Genomic DNA, 17,168 nt, shown 5'->3' with positions numbered 1-17,168 from the left:
GGGGGGTGGGGGGGGGGGGGGGGGGGGGGGGGGGGGTTGGTGGGGGGGGTGGGGGGGGGGGGGGGGTTGGGGGGAAAACCCCCCCCCCCCCCCCACGACTGGTTTCCCCGTCCGAAGCGGTATGAGAGGGTAGGCGCTGTGATGCGGATCATGGGGCGCCGTCGCGCGCTGGTCGGGGTTCTCGCCGGTTCTCTCCTTCTCGCCGGATGCAACGCCGGACCCGGGCAGGTCGGTACGGCGGTGGTCGTCGGCGGCAAGACCGTTTCGGTGGATCGCGTACAGGAGCTGATCGACAAGGCCGTGCGTGAGCACCCGTACGGGCAGCAGCTCGCCAAGGAGCACAAACTCGACCTCGTCGGCCGCGAGATCGTCCGCCAGGAGATCCTGCACGACCTCACCGAGCGTGCCGCTCAGCGGGAAGGCATCGGGGTCGACGAGTCCCTCGTGGTGAACGCGTTGCAGAACGATCCGCTGGCGAAGCCGATGGAGGCCAACCCCCAGGACGACCCCGAGCTCAGCGTCCAGCAGCTCGTGGCGAGGGTGCGGGACCACCGTGAATCCCTGGTCGACGCGGCGATCCAGACCCAGCTCGCGATGAAGTACCTGGACAAGCTCAGCGTCACGTTCGACTTCAGCTCGGTCTCCTCGACCGACGCCACCGGTTCCGACGCGGACCAGTTGCGCGAGCAGGCGATCGAGAAGGCCCGCCGCTTCGCGGCCTCGCCGAACGCGGCCGCCGAACTGATCGCGCAGGACGAGCAGACGCCCGGTATGCAGGCGGGCACCGGACAGAAACTGCCGGCGATGCAGTCGCCCGCGACCGCGGCCACCGTCCTCTTCGGTCTCGAGCCCAACACCGTCGCCGCGTTCAAGCCGACACCGCAGCAGCCGCTGTGGGTCATCGTCGTGATGCGTGAGCGGACCGCCGACAAGCCGGTCGCTTCGGATCAAGCCGCGCAGCCCAGCGCTCAGCAGCTGACGAAGGTCGGTGTCCGTCTCCTCCAGTCGTACCTCGACCAGGTCGAGCTCAAGGTGAACCCGCGCTACGGCGTATGGGATGTTGTCGGCATGGACCTCGCGCCCAACGATGCTTCGAAGAAGGGCATCGTGCTGCCTGTGCACGGTGCCGCCCCGCAAAACCCGTGACCGCTGCCGTCGTCGTGCTCGTCCGCGGGGCGACGCTGCCCGCCGCGGCACTCCCGATCTTGCGGAGCAGTGGTGCCGTGTACGCGGCTTCCGATGTCGATCCCGACGTCTTCGGGGTGCCGGCGCTCGGTGACACGCAGGTGCTCGACCTCGTGCTCATCGCCGGTTCGCGAAGGGAACCCAAGGCCGCGGCGCTGATCCGGGCCGGTGCGCGGGTGGTCGAAGCGCCCGTTCCGCCGCTGGTCGAGGCCGCCGAAGTGATGGACCGCCTGCGCTCGCCGGGCGGATGCCCGTGGGACGCCGTCCAGACGCATGAGTCGCTGCGGCAGTACCTGGTCGAGGAGACCTACGAGCTGCTCGACGCGATCGAAGAGGGCGACCGGGCCGCCCTGCGCGAGGAACTCGGCGACGTCCTGCTCCAGGTGCTGTTCCACGCGCGCGTGGCCGTCGAAGACGCGGATGATCCGTTCGGGATCGACGACGTCGCGTCCGAGCTGGTCGCGAAACTCGTCGGCCGTCATCCGCACGTCTTCGCCGACGCTCCCCCGGTCGAGACCGTCAGCGACCAGAACCTCAAGTGGGAAGAACTGAAACAGGCCGAGAAGAGTCGCCAGTCCATTGTGGACGGCGTCGCGCTCGGCCAGCCCGCCGTGGCGCTCGCCGGGAAGCTCGGCCAGCGCAGCGGCCGTGCCGGGATCCCGCTCGACCTGTTCCCCGAAGGTTCCGAAGCGGCGGCCCAGTTGTTCCGGGTGGCCGCGATCGCGCGCCGGGCGGGAGTCGATCCCGAAGGCGAGCTCCGTGCCGTGGCCAAGCGGTTCGCGCGCGACATCCGCGATGCCGAACAGGCGGCGCGCGACGCCGGTCTGGAACCGACGACGCTGGAGGCCGACGGCTGGCGCGAGTTCTGGCCGACTTCCTGACAGCTGGGCCGACCGGTTCGCGTAGGCCGGAGCCGTTGTGACGCGGAACACAATCGAGTGAGAACCGTTTCGGCGGTCTCCGCGTCTTGCCGGGTGTGAAAGGAACGGAACCGGACGAAGAGCAGCTCGTCCGCCGCACGGCCAAAGGTGACCGCGCGGCGTTCGAGGAGTTCTACCGCCGCACGTCGCCGTGGCTGGCCGTGCGCCTGCGCCGTCGCTGCGCCGACGAGCAGATCGTCGCCGAGGTGATGCAGGAGACCTACCTCGCGGTCTGGCGCGCGGCGGGGGCGTTCGCCGGTTCCGCCGTCGGCGGGAGCGCCGTCGGCTGGCTGTGGACGATCGCCGCGCGGCGGCTGGTCGACGCCTTCCGCCGCCGGGCGAAATACGCGCAGCCGCTGCCGGTCGCCGAAGCGGCCGTCACGCCCGCCGCCGAGGACGAGGCGCTGGCCGGTGCGGTCGGCGACCACGTCGGCGACGCGCTGCGCCGGCTCGCTCCCGAACTACGCCAGGTTTTGCAGGCCATGGTGCTCGACGGGCTGACCGTCCGCGAGACCGCGGTCCTGCTCGGCCTGCCGGAAGGAACCGTCAAAACCCGCGCCAGGCGGGCTCGGATCGCGATGCGGGAGGCGCTGTCGTGAACAGGGAACACGTGTCCGGACAGTTGCTCGCCGCGTACGTCCGCGGGGACGACGGCTTGGCGGGCGACGAGGCGTGGGCTGTCGAAGCCCATCTCGAATCCTGTGCGGAATGCCGGGGGAGGTTGTCCGCGATCGGCCTGCCGGCGGTGTCGGTGCTGGTGGACGACGTCTGGGCCGGATTGGGCCCGAAACTCGCCGAAGTGGGGCCCGGGCCGATGCGAAAACGGTGGACTAGGCGGCTGCACACCTGGGTGACGCCGGTGATGCTGCCGTGGCTGGTGATGATCGTGCTGATCCCGGCACTCGGCTTCGTACTGGACTGGGCAGGGTGGACCGCGAGCGAGAACTACTCCTTTGTCCAGCTCTTCTCACCGCTGCTGCCGGTGCTCGGGGTCGCGGTGTCGTGGTCAAAGGGGCTCGATCCCGCCTACGAACTCGTCACTTCCACGCCGAGGGCCGGGCTGTACCTGCTGCTGCGCCGGACGACGGCGGTCCTCGCCGTCGTGTTGCCGATACAGGCCTTCTCGGGCTGGCTCGGCGGCGGCGGATTCGGGCTCGGGCTCCTGCCGAGCCTGGCCTTCACCACCGGGACGCTCGCGCTCGGCGGTGTGATCGGGGTGGTGCGGGCGGCTTACGTCCTGGCCGGGATCTGGGTGGCGGTGATCTTGGCACCCGCGGTGGCTTCGCAAGGGCGCGCCACCGCGCTCGAACCCCGGCTGCTCCCGGTGTGGGGCGCGATCTTCGCGCTGACCGCGGTCGTGGTGGTGCTCCGGCGGAGCGTCTTCGGCCTGCTCACCGGATCCGAACGATGAACGAAGGGGAGAACATGATGCGTGCTGTCGGGGCCGCGGAGGTCGCACCGACGACCTACGCGTGGCAGATCAAGGCGGAGGGACTGAAGGTCCGCGTCGGCAAACGCAAGTTCGCCGTGAACGGGCTCGACCTGGAACTCGGCACGGGGGTGCACGGTCTGCTCGGCCCGAACGGGGCGGGGAAGACCACGCTGATCCGCGCACTGGCGACGGTGCTCCGGCCGGCGGAGGGCGGGCTGGCGCTGCTCGGTGAATCCGTCGGGGGACTCACCGACCAGCGCCGCCTGCGCCGCCGTCTCGGTTATCTGCCGCAGAATTTCGGTTTCTACAAGCGATTCACCGTCCGCGAGTTCGTCGAGTACATCGCGTGGCTGAAGGAAATGGCGAAAGAGGACATCCCGGGAGCGGTGCAGCGGTCGATCGAACGGGTCGGTCTCGCCGATCGCGCCGACGACCGGATGAAGACGCTGTCCGGCGGCATGGTGCGGCGGGTCGGGATCGCTCAGGCGATCGTGAACGATCCGGACATCCTCCTGCTGGACGAGCCGACCGCCGGACTCGACCCGGCGCAGCGCGTGCGGTTCCGTGACCTTCTTCAGGAAATCGGCCGCGACGCCTGCGTGGTCGTCTCGACGCATCTCGTCGAGGACGTCGCGACGGCCTGCACCGACGTCGTCCTGTTCGAAAACGGGAAGCTCGTCTTCCAGGGGACGCCGGACGAGCTGGCCGCGGCCGGGAGCGAGGAGCACGTCGGCGACAGCCCGATCGAACGTGGCTACTCGGCGCTGCTGGGGCACGAGCCGGGGAGGGGGAACTGGTGAACATCCGTATCCTGCGGACCGAACTCCGCCGTTCCATCGCCCCCTGGGCGATGCTCGCCGTTCTCGTCGTCGCGTTCGGGTTTCTGTATTCGTTCAGCGGTCCGTGGTCGAAGGCGCCGCTCGCCTGGGACGAGAACTGGGTGCCCGCCGCGGAGTGGAGCCGGTTCCTGCTGGCCTTCCTGTGGCCGATCGCGATCGGCGCCGGGGTCATCCAAGGCATGCGGGACAGCCGGTCCGGGATGGCCGAACTCCTCACCACGATGCCGCGGCCAGGCTGGCACCGCGCCGCGAAACTCGCCGGCGCGCTGGGTGGCCTGCTGGCGCTGGGCTATCTGCTGATCTTCGCCGTCGGTGCCGTGCAAATGATCTTCAGCGGCGCGTTCTTCACCTTCGGCTGGCTGCCGATCGTCGTGGTCGGCCTGCTCGCGATGCTCGCGGGGGCCTGGATCGGGTTGGGGATCGGCCGGTTGCTGCCGCATCCGCTGACCGCGCCCGTGGTGGCCGTGGCCGCTCTCGTGACCGTGCTCGTGCTGCAGCTCGCCGGAGCACAGGGCAGCGTGCTCGCGGGTGCTGTTCCGGCCCGGGTCTCTTCGCTCTCTCCGGCGATGGGCGTCACCAATGATCCGTTCACCACCACCGCGAGCAGGGTGGATCTCGGCCAGGGGGTCTGGCTCGCCGGGCTGGCCGCGACCGGATTCCTTCTGCTGGCGGCTCGGTCCAAGCGGACGAAGGCACTCTCCGTCGTCCCCGCGCTGGTGGCGGTCGCGATCGCGATGCCCATCCTGCCCGCGACCTACGCCGAGGCCATGACCGTCGACCCGCGCGCGACGGCGATGGTCTGTGACGGCCCGGTCTGTGTTCCCCGCCTGCTCGAACCCGACCTCGCCCGTGTCGCCGGGCCTGGCAAAGAAGCGTTACGGCTCTTGGGAACACTGCCGGACGCACCGGTCAGGGTCACGGCCTTGAACCGGCGGGTGGGCTCCGACGAGGTGCCGCCGCGTGCCGCGGACACCGTCTTGGTCGACTTGCTGAATTGGTCCTTCCGCTCGATGAAGAATTCGGACGACATGACGCGGGCACTGGTCGCCGGCGCCGGGACGCCGACGTGTTACACCATCTACGGCGACAGGGCCTTCTTGGACGAACTCACCGCGCGGTCGATCACGTCGAGCTGGTTCCTCGGTGAGTGGAAGATGCTCGAGGGTTCCTGGCTGAGCGAAGAGAAGAAGAACGAGGTCCTCCGCGATTGGGAGACCTTCCATGCCTTGCCGCCCGACGTGCAGCGCACGCGGATCATCGCGCAGCGGCAGGCGGGCCTGACCTGCCAGGGCAACCAGCTCGACGTCCTCCTCGGCGGCGCCCGATGAGGTGGGCGGTGCTGTACGCGCGCTCGCGTGCCATGCCCGCGTCGTTCGCGGCGCTGGTGGTGAGCATGGCCGTGCTGTGGTTCCTGGCACGGGACCGCTGGTCGGAGATCCCGGTTTCCCTGGCGCTCGCGGTGGCGGTCGCGGTACTGGCCACCGGACTGAGCGGGCAGGACGTCGATCTCGACCGGACCGCCGCGATCCGGTGGATTCCTCGTCGCGGCCTGCATCTGCTGCTGATCGGCGGTCTCGGCGCCGGAGCCGTGCTCCTGCCACGGCTGTGGGAGGCGGAGCGGGTGCCGGTGGAGATCATCCTGCGGAACGCGGCCGGCTTGCTCGGTCTCGCCGGGATCGCCGCGGCGCTGTTCGGCGGGGCCTTCGGGTGGACGTTGCCGCTGTTCGCGCTCGTGGTCGCCTTCGTGGTCATGATGGCGTCGTCGGGTACGGACACCGTGAACCTGGTGGCGACCTGGCTGTTCCAACCCGCCGACGTGGCGACCGCCCTGTGGACCGCCGTGGTGTTCGCCGTTGCGGGCTTCGGTGTCTACGCGGTCTACGGTGCCCGTCGCTGACTTCGCCGAAGTGTCATGAAAGGGTCGTTCCCGCCGAAATTCGGCAGGAACGACCCTTTCACGACGTCCCCGGTCAGACGTTTCGGTTGTGCGGGACGAGATCGAGCGGGTCGTGATCCGGGTCGTCGACGCCGAGGCTGATGATCCGTGAGGGGTGGAGCCGGATCACCGCGCCGTCGAGATGGCCATCGGGGGTATTGGCACCGGTCAGCGCCTCGGCCCGGCCGCGGATTTCGAGGCAGCGGATCCTCGGCGGATCCTGCGACGGCATGTCGTCCACCACGAACGCGGCCTGCCCGTTGGCGGCCACGTTCCGGAACTTCTTGCTCTTCGCCAGTTCGTAGCCGGTGATGTCGATCGTGCGGGTCTCGGTGTTGTAGGTGTATCCGACCGGGCTGATCTGCAGCGTGCCGTCCGGTTGCGCCGTCGCGAGCCGTCCGAGTCCCTGGGTGGCGAGGTAGTCGAGTTCCGCTTCACTGAACATGGCTTTAGTCTGCGACCTCCACGTAACTGGAGGTCAAGTGTGCGGTTTCGGTGCTTATCGCGAGAGCCGGAATCGCCGGTCCGCTCCACCGTCAGTCGGCTTCGTAAGCCGAATGGGTCTTCGCCCGGCAGTGTGGCGAAGTAACCTGACCGGGTGGCCGAAACCACTCAGTCGAGCACCGACGTCCCGGAGTACCCAGAGCGCCCTCTGCCGCCGTACGTACCCAGGCTCGCTTTCGCGGGCGGGCTCGTGCTCACGGGCGTGGTGCTGATCATGACCGTCGGGGTGAACCGGCCGGGTGGGGAGGAACCGCCCCCGCCGGCGCGGCCCCAGCCCGCGCTCGCGGTCCCCGACCAGAAACCGCAGCCGGGAGTGGCGACGCCGCGCGCCGGGCTCGCCCCGCCGCCCGACCGGCCCACGATTTCCGACGCGGCCGAACTCGAGACCTGGGCGAAACGGGTGGCCGCGAAGACCCGGCTGTCCGAAACCGATCTTTCCGCTTATGGCCGCGCCGAGATGTGGCTTCGGCGGCAGAAGCCGGGTTGTCACCTCTCGTGGGCGACCCTCGCGGGCATCTCCCACGTCGAGGCGGCGCAGGGCAGGCCCGGCCCGATCACGCTCCCGCCCGACGTCTGGGCCAAACACGCCGCCCGGGCCAGGAGCGACGGCAAGCAGCCGGACCCGAAGGATCTCGACGACGCCGCCTTCACCACCTCCCGCTACCTGTGCGCGGCAGGCGACGACGTCGCCACCCCGGAGGGCTGGTGGAAGTCGATGCGGATGTTCAACCCCGCCGTGCCCTACACCCAGGAAGTCTTCAGCGCGGCCGACGCCTACGCGGACGCCAGCGTCGCGCCCTGATCCTCGAGCACCAGATCGAAGTTGAGCGCCGACGCCATCCGGTAGGCGTCGCCGGCCGCGACGACCAGCTGCGCCATCGGATCGACGACGTTCCCCGCCGCCCAGACACCGTCCACGTTCGTGCGGCCCTGCGCGTCCACCGCGATCGAGCCGCTTTCGGTGCGCGCGCAGCCGATCTGGGCGAGAAGCCGGTCGTGCGGGACGAACTTCGGGCCGACGAACACGACATCGCGTTCGACGAACTCGCCGTCGACGAGCCGGACACCGGTCAGCCGGTCGTTCTCGACGGCGAGCTCGGACACCTTCCCGTCGACGATCCGGACACCCAGCCCGGTCAGCTTCGCTCGGTCCTCGGCGGAGATCTGCTGTGTGTGCGTGAAGAAGGTCAAGTCCTTGCTCCACTGCCAGACGATCAGCGCCTGGTGGACCGCTTTCTCGGAGGTCGCGAGCACGCCGAAGCGCTGATCGCGCACTTCCCAGCCGTGGCAGTACGGGCAGTGCAGCACGTCGGCGCCGAAACGCTCCGCGACGCCGGGGACGTCCGGCAGTTCGTCGGCCAGCCCGGTGGTCACCACGATGCGGCGACCGCTGATGACCCGGCCGCTCGCCAGTTCCACCGCCTTGTCGTGCCGCAGCCGGTGGACGACGTCCTCGACGATCTCGACGCCGTAGCCGCGGACCTCGTCGCGGCCTTTCTCCAGTAGTTCTTTGGGTGGAATGCCGTCCCTGGTCAGGAAACCGTGCGCATGCGCGGCGGGCGCGTTGCGCGGGGTGCCACCGTCGATCACGACGACCTTGCGCCGCGCCCTGCCCAGGACCAGCGCCGCGCTGAGGCCCGCGACGCCACCACCGATGATCACCACGTCGAATTCGTTGTTCATACCGTCGAGCCTCCGGATTCCTTCGAAGGTTGGCAAAGTTCATTGCCGATTTGGCAAACTGGTGGCATGGAGGACATCGAACGGCGGCTCGCCGAAGTCGGCCCGAAGCTCAAGCAGCTTCGCAAGGAACGCGGCACCACCCTTTCCGCGCTCTCGGAGGCGACGGGGATCTCCGCCAGTACGCTCTCGCGGCTCGAATCGGGCACCCGGAAGGCCACGCTGGAGCTGTTGCTCACGTTGTCGGCGGCGCACCAGGTCCCGCTCGACGAACTGGTCGGCGAACCCGAACCGGCCGACCCCCGGGTGCGGATGAAGGCGCAGAAGTTCGGCAGGTTCACCGCCTGGTCGCTGACCGCGCAGCCGGGCCAGCCGCAGGCGTTCAAACTGCTGATCCCGGTCGAGGACATCGAACCGGTGCAACGGACGCACGAGGGTTACGAGTGGATGTACGTCCTCAGTGGACGGTTGCGGGCGCTGCTCGGCGACCGTGACTTCACGATGGGGCCCGGCGAGGCCGCGGAGTTCGACACGCGGGTGCCGCACTGGTTCGGGAGCGCGGGGCCGGGACCGGTGGAGCTGCTGGTGCTGTTCGGCAAGCAGGGCGAGCGCGCCCACCTGCGGGCCAGGTCCAAATGAGAGCAAAGGTCCCTTGCTCCCGCGGCGGCGAGGAGGTCAGTCGCGTAACGCGATCCGCGCACTGACCTCGCTGATCGCTTCCAGGTACTCCGGGATCGGATGCATCGCCGACGCGATCCGCATCTGCGCGAGCGCCTCGGTCAGCCGGCCGAGGCGCTGGAGGGTCCGCCCGAGCACGAACCGGGCGTAATGATCGGTGGGGTCCAGTTCCAGCACCCGGGTGAAGGCGCGTTCCGCCCGGCGCAACTGTGCGGAGTGGAAATACGCGCGGCCTGCCAGCAACTGGACACTCGGCTTGTCTGTTTCCTCTTCGAGCAAGGGTTCGAGGGCTTTGAGGGCGTCGAGCGGCCTGCGGCTTTCGACCAGCGCCTCCGCCTGGCGGAAGGCACGGAACCGCGACTCGCCGGACGGGTCCTGACCGGGTTCTGGGGCGGGTTCGGCATCCATCATGGTCCGCTCCACGATACGCCTGGGCAGGGTCGTTCACGAGGAGCTGAAACGGTCATGGTGGACTGTCCTGCCATGAGCAGTGCCGAAGAATGCGAGCCCGGTTATCTCGGGCTCGCGCCGTACCTTTACTACGCCGACGCGACCGAGGCGGTCGCGTGGCTGGTCAGAGTGTTCGGGTTCACCGAGGAAGTGCGCTTCGCCGACGCCTCCGGAGAGGTGTTCCAGGCCACGTTGTGCGCCGGTCCGGCCAAGATCCAGCTGGCCGGGGTCGGCCCTGAGTACTGGCAGGCGAAGGGTGTCGACGGTCCGGTCGGGCAGCTGAACATCGTCTACGTCTCCGACGCCGACGCGCAGTACGAGCGGGTCCGCGCCGCGCTGGGCGAAGACGCCGACATCGACGCGCCCCAGGATCAGCCCTACGGCGCCCGCGTGTTCACCGTCTCCGACATCGGCGGCAACAGCTGGACTTTCTGGCAGCAGTTCTCCGACACCGTCGAGCTTCCGTCGGGCTGGCGGGAAGTTCGCGCAGGTGAACCAGCCGACTCTTAGGTACGGGTCGGCACGCTTTGTGGCGCGTGCCTCCAACGGGTGAACGAGGCCGACGGCTAGGCTGGGCCCGGTCACCGCAGGCACAACCCACATGAGGAGCATGGCGTGGCGCTCATCGAGCAGGTAGGCGCTCGCGAGATTCTGGACTCGCGAGGCAACCCGACGGTCGAAGTGGAGGTGGCTCTCGACGACGGCACGCTGGCGCGGGCCGCGGTCCCCTCGGGTGCGTCCACCGGCGAACACGAAGCCGTCGAGCTGCGTGACGGCGACACCGGCCGGTACAACGGCAAGGGTGTCGAGCGCGCGGTCGCGGCCGTCCTGGACGAGATCGGCCCGGACCTGGTCGGCACCGACGCCGTCGACCAGCGCATCGTCGACCAGAAGCTGGTCGACCTCGACGGCACGCCGGCGAAGTCCCGCCTCGGCGCGAACGCCATCCTCGGCGTTTCGCTCGCCGTCGCGAAGGCCGCCGCCGAGTCGGCCGAGCTGGAGCTGTTCCGCTACCTCGGCGGGCCGAACGCGCATGTGCTGCCGGTGCCGATGCTGAACATCCTCAACGGTGGCGCGCACGCCGACACCGATGTCGACATCCAGGAATTCATGATCGCGCCGATCGGCGCCGAGTCGTTCCGCGAGGCCCTGCGCTGGGGTACCGAGGTCTACCACTCGCTGAAGTCGGTCCTGAAGGGTCGCGGCCTGGCCACCGGCCTTGGCGACGAAGGCGGCTTCGCGCCCAGCTTGAAGAACAACCGCGAGGCGCTCGACCTGATCCTTCAGGCGATCGAGAAGGCCGGGTACGCCCCGGGCCGTGACATCGCGCTCGCGCTCGACGTCGCCGCGACGGAGTTCTTCTCCGACGGCGCGTACACCTTCGAAGGCGCGAAGAAGAGCGCCGAGCAGATGTCCGCCTACTACGGCGAACTCGTCCGCGACTACCCGCTCGTGTCCATCGAGGACCCGCTGAGCGAGGACGACTGGGACGGCTGGGTCCAGCTGACCACCGAGATCGGCGAGAAGGTCCAGCTGGTCGGCGACGACCTGTTCGTCACCAACCCGGACCGCCTCGAAGAGGGCATCACCCGCCGCGCCGCCAACGCGCTGCTGGTGAAGGTCAACCAGATCGGCACGCTGTCGGAGACCCTCGACGCGATCTCGCTGGCCACCTCGTACGGCTACAAGTCGATGATGAGCCACCGCTCCGGTGAGACCGAGGACACCTTCATCGCCGACCTGGCCGTCGCGACCGGTGTCGGTCAGATCAAGACCGGCGCCCCGGCGCGCGGCGAGCGGATCGCCAAGTACAACCAGCTGCTCCGCATCGAGGAGACCCTCGCCGACGCGGCGCGCTACGCCGGAGATCTCGCGTTCCCGCGGTTCAGCCCGGAGGGGTAAACAGCCATGGCGGACCGGGGGAGGGCGCGGACGACCCGTCGTAGCGGGCGCGCGGGCGGCGGTGGCTCCAGCAGGGGCCGCCGTCCGGAGCGTGCCCGTCGCACGACGACGACGGAAGTCCACGCCCGAACCCGGCTGCGGCGCAGCCTGGCGGCGAAACGGGCGTCGGGTGCCGCGAAGGTGCTCGGCATGTCCACCACCCGCCGGGCCGCGGTGGTGGCGATCGTGGTGTGCGCGCTCGCGTTCACCATCGCCGTCCCGCTGCGCACGTACCTCAGCCAGAAGTCCGAGGTGAGCGAGCAGGAGCAGTTGCAGTCCGAACTGCAACGGAGCGTCACCCAGCTGGAAGGCCGCAAGGCCGAGCTGAGCGATCCCGCGCAGATCGAGGCGGAGGCGCGGAAGCGGTTCGGTTTCGTGAAGCCCGGCGAGACGCCGTACATTGTTCAACTCCCCGAGGACAAGGCTCCCGAACAGGGGCAGCCGCAAGGCCGGCAGCCGGTGCCCGCGGGCTCCTGGTACGAGAAGCTGTGGGATCAGGTCGCGGGCGGCTGAAGGGGGCCATCGCCGCGTGAGATGCGGTGAAGGGAGCTTTCACCACGTCCTATGCGGGGAAAGCGTCCTTCGGTCGCGCGTTAGCCTTATGGGCGTGAACAGCACGGAAAAGTCTTCATTCGAGCCTGTGACCGACGCCGACCGCGAGATCATCGCGGAACAGCTCGGCCGGGCACCCCGTGCGCTGCGCGCCGTCGCCGCGCGCTGCCCGAGTGGCCACCCGTCGGTCGTGCAGACCAGCCCCCGCCTCGACGACGGCACCCCGTTCCCCACGCTCTACTACTTGACCTGCCCGAAGCTGACTTCGATGGTCGGTACGCTCGAGGCATCCGGGCTGATGAAGGAGATGACCGACCGGCTCGCGGAGGATCCCGAGCTGGCGGCCGTCTACCAGCGGACCCATGAGAGCTACCTCGCCGAACGCGACGCCATCGACCCGCTCGGCCACGAGGTCAGCGCGGGCGGGATGCCCGGACGCGTCAAGTGCCTGCACGTACACCTGGCACATACGCTCGCCGTCGGCCCCGGCGTGAACCCGTTCGGCGACGAAACCCTCGCGCTGCTCAAGACGAACGGGTGGCCCTCGGGTGATTGCCAGGGGTAACACCGGCCCCTGGTGCACAGATAGTACCTCCAGGTGGGTTAATTCACCCGATGTCGACCAACTGATCCCCCTCTATGGGGTGAAACCGGTCACCGTATGCGGCAGGCTGGGCACGGTCGGGGTTGACGGGGTGGGCAAGTACCGGATCGCCGGATCGCGATCCGCCGGGAGGGTTCTGAGGTATGCGCGTGAGGCACGTGCCAGGCGCGGTGATCGGTGCCGTATCCAGGGGATCTCGTCTGAGACACGGACCTGGAGCCGTCCGGAGACTCTGTCTCCGGCACCGCACGATCGCCGCGGTGATCGGAGGCGTCCTCGCCATCGTCCCGGCCTGTGCCGCGGTCGTCGGTGCCGGCAGCTGGGCCGCGACGGCGAGCACGGTCCACACCGGCGACGTCGCCCTCGTCGGCGGCTATGACCCGAAGAACCCGCTCGTCCAGCAGATCGGTGTCGACGGCAGCCTGCCGAACGCCCCGACCCCGCTCCCGCTCCCCGCGGACGAACTCCCCGACGGACCGCTCGGCATCCCGGTCACCGCGCTCGCCGCGTACCGCAACGCCGCCGACGTCCTCATCGCCGAACAGCCCGGCTGCCACATCGACTGGGCTTTGATCGCGAGTATCGGCCGCATCGAGTCCAATCACGCGCGCGGCGGCTATGTCGACGCGAAGGGCAACACCCTCGAACCGATCCTCGGCCCCCAGCTCAACGGCGCCGGACCGTTCGCGGCCATCCCGGACACCGACGGTGGCAAATTCGACGGTGACACCGTCTGGGACCGCGCCGTCGGCCCGACGCAGTTCATCCCGTCGACGTGGAAGGGCTACGCCTCCGACGGGAACGGCGACGGCGAGTCCAACCCGAACAACATCTTCGACGCGGCGCTGGGCACGGGCCGGTATCTGTGCTCCGGCGGGCTCGATCTGTCCAAACCGGACCAGTTGCGCGCGGCCGTCTTCCGCTACAACCACTCCGACACCTACGTGAACACCGTGCTGATCTGGGCCGAGGCCTACCGCACGGGTGTGCTGCCGACGCCGGACAGCAGGGTGCCCATCGGCGCCCCGAACGCCGGTGCCGCTCCGCCGCCCGCCTCGGTGCCGCCGCCTCCGGTGCCGTCGACGCCACCCGGTTCGGTGACGCCGCCATCGAACACCTTGCCGGGGACCAGTTCGAGTTCGAGTTCGTCGTCGTCGTCGAAATCGTCGTCGAGTTCGAAGCCGCCGCAATGCCCGACGGTCACGGTGACGGAAACGGTACCGACCACGAGCACCAGCCCGACGACCACGGCTCCGACTTCGCCACAAACCTGTACTTCGCCGACGACGACCACAACGACCACGACGGTGCCGTCGACGGACGCCGGCGGTACCAAGTCGCCCTGATCGCAGTGACTATCCATCCATGCCCCCGCCACCACCCTCAACGGAGAAGCTTCGCTCCGCTGTAATCTCCGGGGCATGCCTCGTGTTGCCGCGATCGACTGTGGGACCAACTCCATCCGCCTGCTCGTCGCCGAGCTGACCCCCCGTCACGACGGGACGGTCGACCTGCGCGACCTGCACCGCGAGATGCGGATCGTCCGCCTCGGCCAGGGGGTGGACGCCACCGGGAGGCTGGCTCCCGAGGCGCTCGAGCGCACCCGCAAGGCGCTGGCCGACTACACGATCGCCGCTCGCCGCAAGGGTGTCGAGAAGGTCCGCATGGTCGCGACGTCGGCGACTCGTGACGCGAGCAACCGCGACGAGTTCTTCGCGATGACGCGCGAGGTGCTCGGCACCGAGGCCGAAGTCATCAGCGGGGACGAAGAGGCGCGGCTGTCCTTCACCGGCGCTGTCGGTGAGCAGGATCCCGACGACGGCCCCTTCGTGGTGGTCGACGTGGGCGGCGGCTCGACCGAACTCGTCGTCGGGACCTGGGACGGGCGTAAGGCCGAGGTCATCGCGGCCAAGTCGGTCGACATCGGCTGTGTGCGGATCACCGAACGCGCGCTGAAGTCCGATCCGCCGGCAGCGGCCGAAATCGCCGAAGCCCGCGAGCTGGCCGCCAAGGTCCTCACCGAGGCCTTCGACGTCGTGGACGTGTCCACCGCCAAAACGTGGATCGGTGTCGCCGGGACGGTCACGACCTTGACGGCCGTGGCGCAGGGCCTGTCGGAGTACGACTCAGAGCGCACCCACCTCTCGAAGCTCTCCCACGCGGACATCGACCGTGTCGCGCGGTCGCTCCTCACGGCCGACCACGCGACTCGCGCCGCGAACCCGGTGATCCACCCGGGCCGGGTCGATGTGATCGGCGGTGGCTCGGTGATCGTGCAGGTGCTGGCCGAGCAGTTCACCACGCGCGGTGGTCCTGAGGAGCTGGTGATCTCCGAGCACGACATCCTCGACGGGATCGCGCTCTCCTTGGCCTGAGGACCACGTTTTCCTTTACGTGAAGCCATTTCTTTAGGTGATCAAGTGGTGACCTCCAGTCCGGATTGGGCCATTCGGCGCAGCTTTGTTCCTACCAACGTTGTGCTCTGACCGGGTGGTCCGGAAGACCGTCACACATTTGCAACACCAACGCACTGTGATCGGCTTCACCTGTCCCATAGCGTCGTCTCACCTTCTGGGCGGTAGGGCGCGACCGGCGCTCGCCGGACTATCCGACGACGAGAGTTGGAGGGGACATGCGGGCTTCACGCGGGTTCTGGGGAGCGACGGCGGTGGTGGCCACGGCGGCCCTGCTGCTGACGGCCTGTGGGGGTGGTGGGTCCGATCAGAACAAGGGATCCGGCGCCGCGGACGCCAACGCGGCGGTCTCGGTCTACGGCACCGAGCCGGAGAACTCGCTGATTCCCGCCAACACCAACGAGCTCGGTGGGTCCAAGGCCCTCAAGCCGGTCTTCTCGGCGCTGGTCGGCTACAAAGCCGACACCGCCGAGCCGTACAACCTGATGGCCGAATCGATCACCACGACCGATTCGAAGGTCTTCGACATCAAGATCAAAAAGGGCTGGAAGTTCCACGACGGGACCGAGGTCAAGGCCAAGAACTTCGTCGAAGCGTGGAACTACAGCGCGAACGGCAAGAACGGCATGCAGAACGCGTCGTTCTTCGAGCAGATCCAGGGCTACGACGAGATCAGCGCCAAAGAGCCCGCCGTCAAGGAGATGTCCGGGCTCAAGGTCGTGAACGACCACGAGTTCCAGGTCACGCTCAAGGGCCCGTTCTCGGTGTTCGCCACCAAGATCGGCTACCTCGCCTTCGCGCCGCTGCCGGACAAGTTCTTCGCCGACCCGGAGGCGTTCGCCAAGGCCCCGATCGGCAACGGGCCGCTGAAGTTCGTTTCGCGCACGCCCAACCAGAACATGAAGCTCACGCGGTTCGACGAGTACCAGGGCGAGGACAAGGTCAAGTTCAAGGACCTGGAAGTCCGCATCTACACCAGCCAGGAGACCGCCTACCAGGATCTGCTGAGCAACCGCCTCGACTTCATGGAGGCGCTCCCGCCCGCGGCGAAGGCCGGTGGCAAGTACAAGACCGACCTCGGTGAGCGGCTGATCGAAGGAAAACTGCTCGGCATCAGCGCGCTCGCGCTCCCGTACTACGTGCCCGGCTACAACAACCTGGACCTGCGCAAGGCGATCTCGCTGGCCATCGACCGCGAGCAGATCGTCAAGACCGTCATGAACGACACCTACGCGCCCGCCGACGGTTACGTCTCGCGCGGTATCGAGGGTTACCGGCCCGGTGTCTGCGAGTTCTGCAAGTTCGATCCGGTGAAGGCCAAGGAGTTCTTCGCGAAGTCCGGCTACACCGGCAAGCTGACCATCGCGTCGAACGCCGACGGTGGCCGTAAGGAACCGCTGGTCGCGGCGTGCAACAGCATCAAGAACGCGCTCGGTGTCGAGTGCGACTTCGTGCCGGCGACCGACTTCGGGCAGTGGCGCAGCATCGTCAACAACCGCCAGCTGACCGGTATGGGCCGCTCCGACTGGTCCGCCGACTACCCGTCGATCGAGAACTACCTGAACCCGCGCTACAAGAGCACCGGTTCGTCGAACGACTCGACCTACAACAACCAGGCCGTCGACGCGCTGCTCACCCAGGCGGACCAGACCGCCGACAAGGCGGCCGCGATCAAGCTGTACCAGCAGGCCGAGGACCTGATCGCGAAGGATCTGCCGCAGATCCCCGTATGGGAAGAGAAGGGTGTCGGCGGCAAGTCGAACCGCCTCAAGACCGTGAAGCTCGACTTCGGTCGTCTCGCGGACTACGCGTCCATCGAGGTCGCGGCGAAGTAATCGCGTGGTCGTGTGGTCGTGGGGGGGGGGGGGGGGGTTTCCTCCCCCCCCCCCCCCCCACCCACCCCCCCCCCCCCCCCCCCCCCCCCCTCCCCCCCCCCCCCAACGCTGTACTGATTGGCGCTGGTGGCGGGCTGCTGGGCGGGACCGCGCAGACATGATTAGGCGCCCACCTGCAGGCTTGTGCAGGGCGACGAG

19 protein-coding genes are annotated in these 17,168 nt (G+C 68.7%); 16 read left to right on the top strand and 3 right to left on the bottom strand.

From position 1 onward, the window contains the following. Positions 1–141 precede the first annotated feature (141 nt). The 7 genes from ACZ6DT_RS21610 (at position 142) to ACZ6DT_RS21580 (ending at position 6,273) form a co-directional block, all read left to right on the top strand. On the top strand, positions 142–1,146 hold the full coding sequence (locus ACZ6DT_RS21610) for a hypothetical protein (RefSeq protein WP_465597990.1): 1,005 nt from the start codon (positions 142–144) through the stop codon (positions 1,144–1,146). Then, positions 1,143–2,066, top strand: coding sequence for a nucleoside triphosphate pyrophosphohydrolase (locus ACZ6DT_RS21605; RefSeq protein ID WP_465597987.1), 924 nt, complete (start codon positions 1,143–1,145; stop codon positions 2,064–2,066). Before ACZ6DT_RS21610 ends, ACZ6DT_RS21605 begins: the two co-directional genes overlap by 4 nt. Before the next feature lie 95 nt (positions 2,067–2,161). Continuing rightward, positions 2,162–2,704 (top strand): RNA polymerase sigma factor, encoded by a 543-nt coding sequence (locus ACZ6DT_RS21600; protein WP_465597984.1) that lies wholly within the window; start codon positions 2,162–2,164, stop codon positions 2,702–2,704. Continuing rightward, entirely contained in the window at positions 2,701–3,516 is an 816-nt protein-coding gene (locus ACZ6DT_RS21595) for a zf-HC2 domain-containing protein (protein ID WP_465597981.1), read from the top strand. The genes ACZ6DT_RS21600 and ACZ6DT_RS21595 overlap by 4 nt, the downstream gene beginning before the upstream one ends. Before the next feature lie 17 nt (positions 3,517–3,533). Continuing rightward, the gene (locus tag ACZ6DT_RS21590) at positions 3,534–4,337 is read left to right on the top strand and encodes an ABC transporter ATP-binding protein (RefSeq protein ID WP_465597978.1); all 804 of its coding nucleotides are present in this window, start codon (positions 3,534–3,536) and stop codon (positions 4,335–4,337) included. Continuing rightward, positions 4,334–5,704, top strand: a complete 1,371-nt coding sequence (locus ACZ6DT_RS21585; protein WP_465597975.1) for a hypothetical protein — start codon at positions 4,334–4,336, stop codon at positions 5,702–5,704. Before ACZ6DT_RS21590 ends, ACZ6DT_RS21585 begins: the two co-directional genes overlap by 4 nt. 8 nt (positions 5,705–5,712) lie before the next feature. Further along, positions 5,713–6,273 (top strand): hypothetical protein, encoded by a 561-nt coding sequence (locus ACZ6DT_RS21580; protein ID WP_465597972.1) that lies wholly within the window; start codon positions 5,713–5,715, stop codon positions 6,271–6,273. Positions 6,274–6,346: 73 nt separating this feature from the next. Here ACZ6DT_RS21580 and ACZ6DT_RS21575 read toward each other — a convergent pair whose 3' ends face one another. Further along, positions 6,347–6,757 (bottom strand): PPOX class F420-dependent oxidoreductase, encoded by a 411-nt coding sequence (locus ACZ6DT_RS21575; protein WP_465597969.1) that lies wholly within the window; start codon positions 6,755–6,757, stop codon positions 6,347–6,349. 153 nt (positions 6,758–6,910) lie between these two features. Here ACZ6DT_RS21575 and ACZ6DT_RS21570 point away from each other — a divergent pair, with 153 nt between their 5' ends. Next, on the top strand, positions 6,911–7,618 hold the full coding sequence (locus tag ACZ6DT_RS21570) for a lysozyme family protein (protein WP_465597966.1): 708 nt from the start codon (positions 6,911–6,913) through the stop codon (positions 7,616–7,618). On the opposite strand, the gene ACZ6DT_RS21565 is transcribed toward ACZ6DT_RS21570, so the two are convergent. Continuing rightward, entirely contained in the window at positions 7,591–8,499 is a 909-nt protein-coding gene (locus ACZ6DT_RS21565) for an NAD(P)/FAD-dependent oxidoreductase (protein WP_465597963.1), read from the bottom strand. The genes ACZ6DT_RS21570 and ACZ6DT_RS21565 overlap by 28 nt on opposite strands. Positions 8,500–8,565: 66 nt before the next feature. Between ACZ6DT_RS21565 and ACZ6DT_RS21560 the strand changes: the two genes are divergently transcribed. After that, positions 8,566–9,135 (top strand): helix-turn-helix domain-containing protein, encoded by a 570-nt coding sequence (locus ACZ6DT_RS21560; RefSeq protein ID WP_465597960.1) that lies wholly within the window; start codon positions 8,566–8,568, stop codon positions 9,133–9,135. Positions 9,136–9,171: 36 nt separating this feature from the next. Here ACZ6DT_RS21560 and ACZ6DT_RS21555 read toward each other — a convergent pair whose 3' ends face one another. Further along, on the bottom strand, positions 9,172–9,585 hold the full coding sequence (locus ACZ6DT_RS21555) for a tetratricopeptide repeat protein (protein ID WP_125782553.1): 414 nt from the start codon (positions 9,583–9,585) through the stop codon (positions 9,172–9,174). A 72-nt stretch (positions 9,586–9,657) separates the two neighbouring features. Here ACZ6DT_RS21555 and ACZ6DT_RS21550 point away from each other — a divergent pair, with 72 nt between their 5' ends. From ACZ6DT_RS21550 to ACZ6DT_RS21520, 7 genes are all read left to right on the top strand, one after another. Then, a complete protein-coding gene (locus tag ACZ6DT_RS21550) occupies positions 9,658–10,134 on the top strand; it encodes a VOC family protein (protein ID WP_465597956.1) in 477 nt (158 codons plus the stop codon). A 105-nt stretch (positions 10,135–10,239) separates the two neighbouring features. Beyond that, positions 10,240–11,526 carry a phosphopyruvate hydratase gene (gene eno, locus ACZ6DT_RS21545; RefSeq protein WP_465597953.1) on the top strand — a complete coding sequence of 429 codons (1,287 nt, stop codon included), beginning with the start codon at positions 10,240–10,242 and terminating at the stop codon, positions 11,524–11,526. Positions 11,527–11,532: 6 nt separating this feature from the next. After that, a complete protein-coding gene (locus ACZ6DT_RS21540; protein ID WP_465597950.1) occupies positions 11,533–12,078 on the top strand; it encodes an FtsB family cell division protein in 546 nt (181 codons plus the stop codon). Positions 12,079–12,166: 88 nt separating this feature from the next. Beyond that, positions 12,167–12,682: a DUF501 domain-containing protein gene (locus tag ACZ6DT_RS21535; protein WP_465597947.1), complete on the top strand. Its 516-nt coding sequence runs from the start codon at positions 12,167–12,169 to the stop codon at positions 12,680–12,682. A 182-nt stretch (positions 12,683–12,864) separates the two neighbouring features. Further along, positions 12,865–14,067, top strand: a complete 1,203-nt coding sequence (locus tag ACZ6DT_RS21530) for a lytic transglycosylase domain-containing protein (protein ID WP_465597944.1) — start codon at positions 12,865–12,867, stop codon at positions 14,065–14,067. 75 nt (positions 14,068–14,142) lie between these two features. Then, a complete protein-coding gene (locus tag ACZ6DT_RS21525) occupies positions 14,143–15,096 on the top strand; it encodes a Ppx/GppA phosphatase family protein (RefSeq protein WP_465597941.1) in 954 nt (317 codons plus the stop codon). Between the two features lie 257 nt (positions 15,097–15,353). After that, positions 15,354–16,970 (top strand): peptide ABC transporter substrate-binding protein, encoded by a 1,617-nt coding sequence (locus ACZ6DT_RS21520; protein ID WP_465597936.1) that lies wholly within the window; start codon positions 15,354–15,356, stop codon positions 16,968–16,970. The last annotated feature ends 198 nt before the right edge of the window (positions 16,971–17,168 follow it).

The organism is Amycolatopsis sp. NPDC041971 (genome assembly GCF_055588925.1).
The sequence above is the reverse complement of the archived record's forward strand: the minus strand, read 5'-3'. Positions and strand labels throughout refer to the sequence as shown.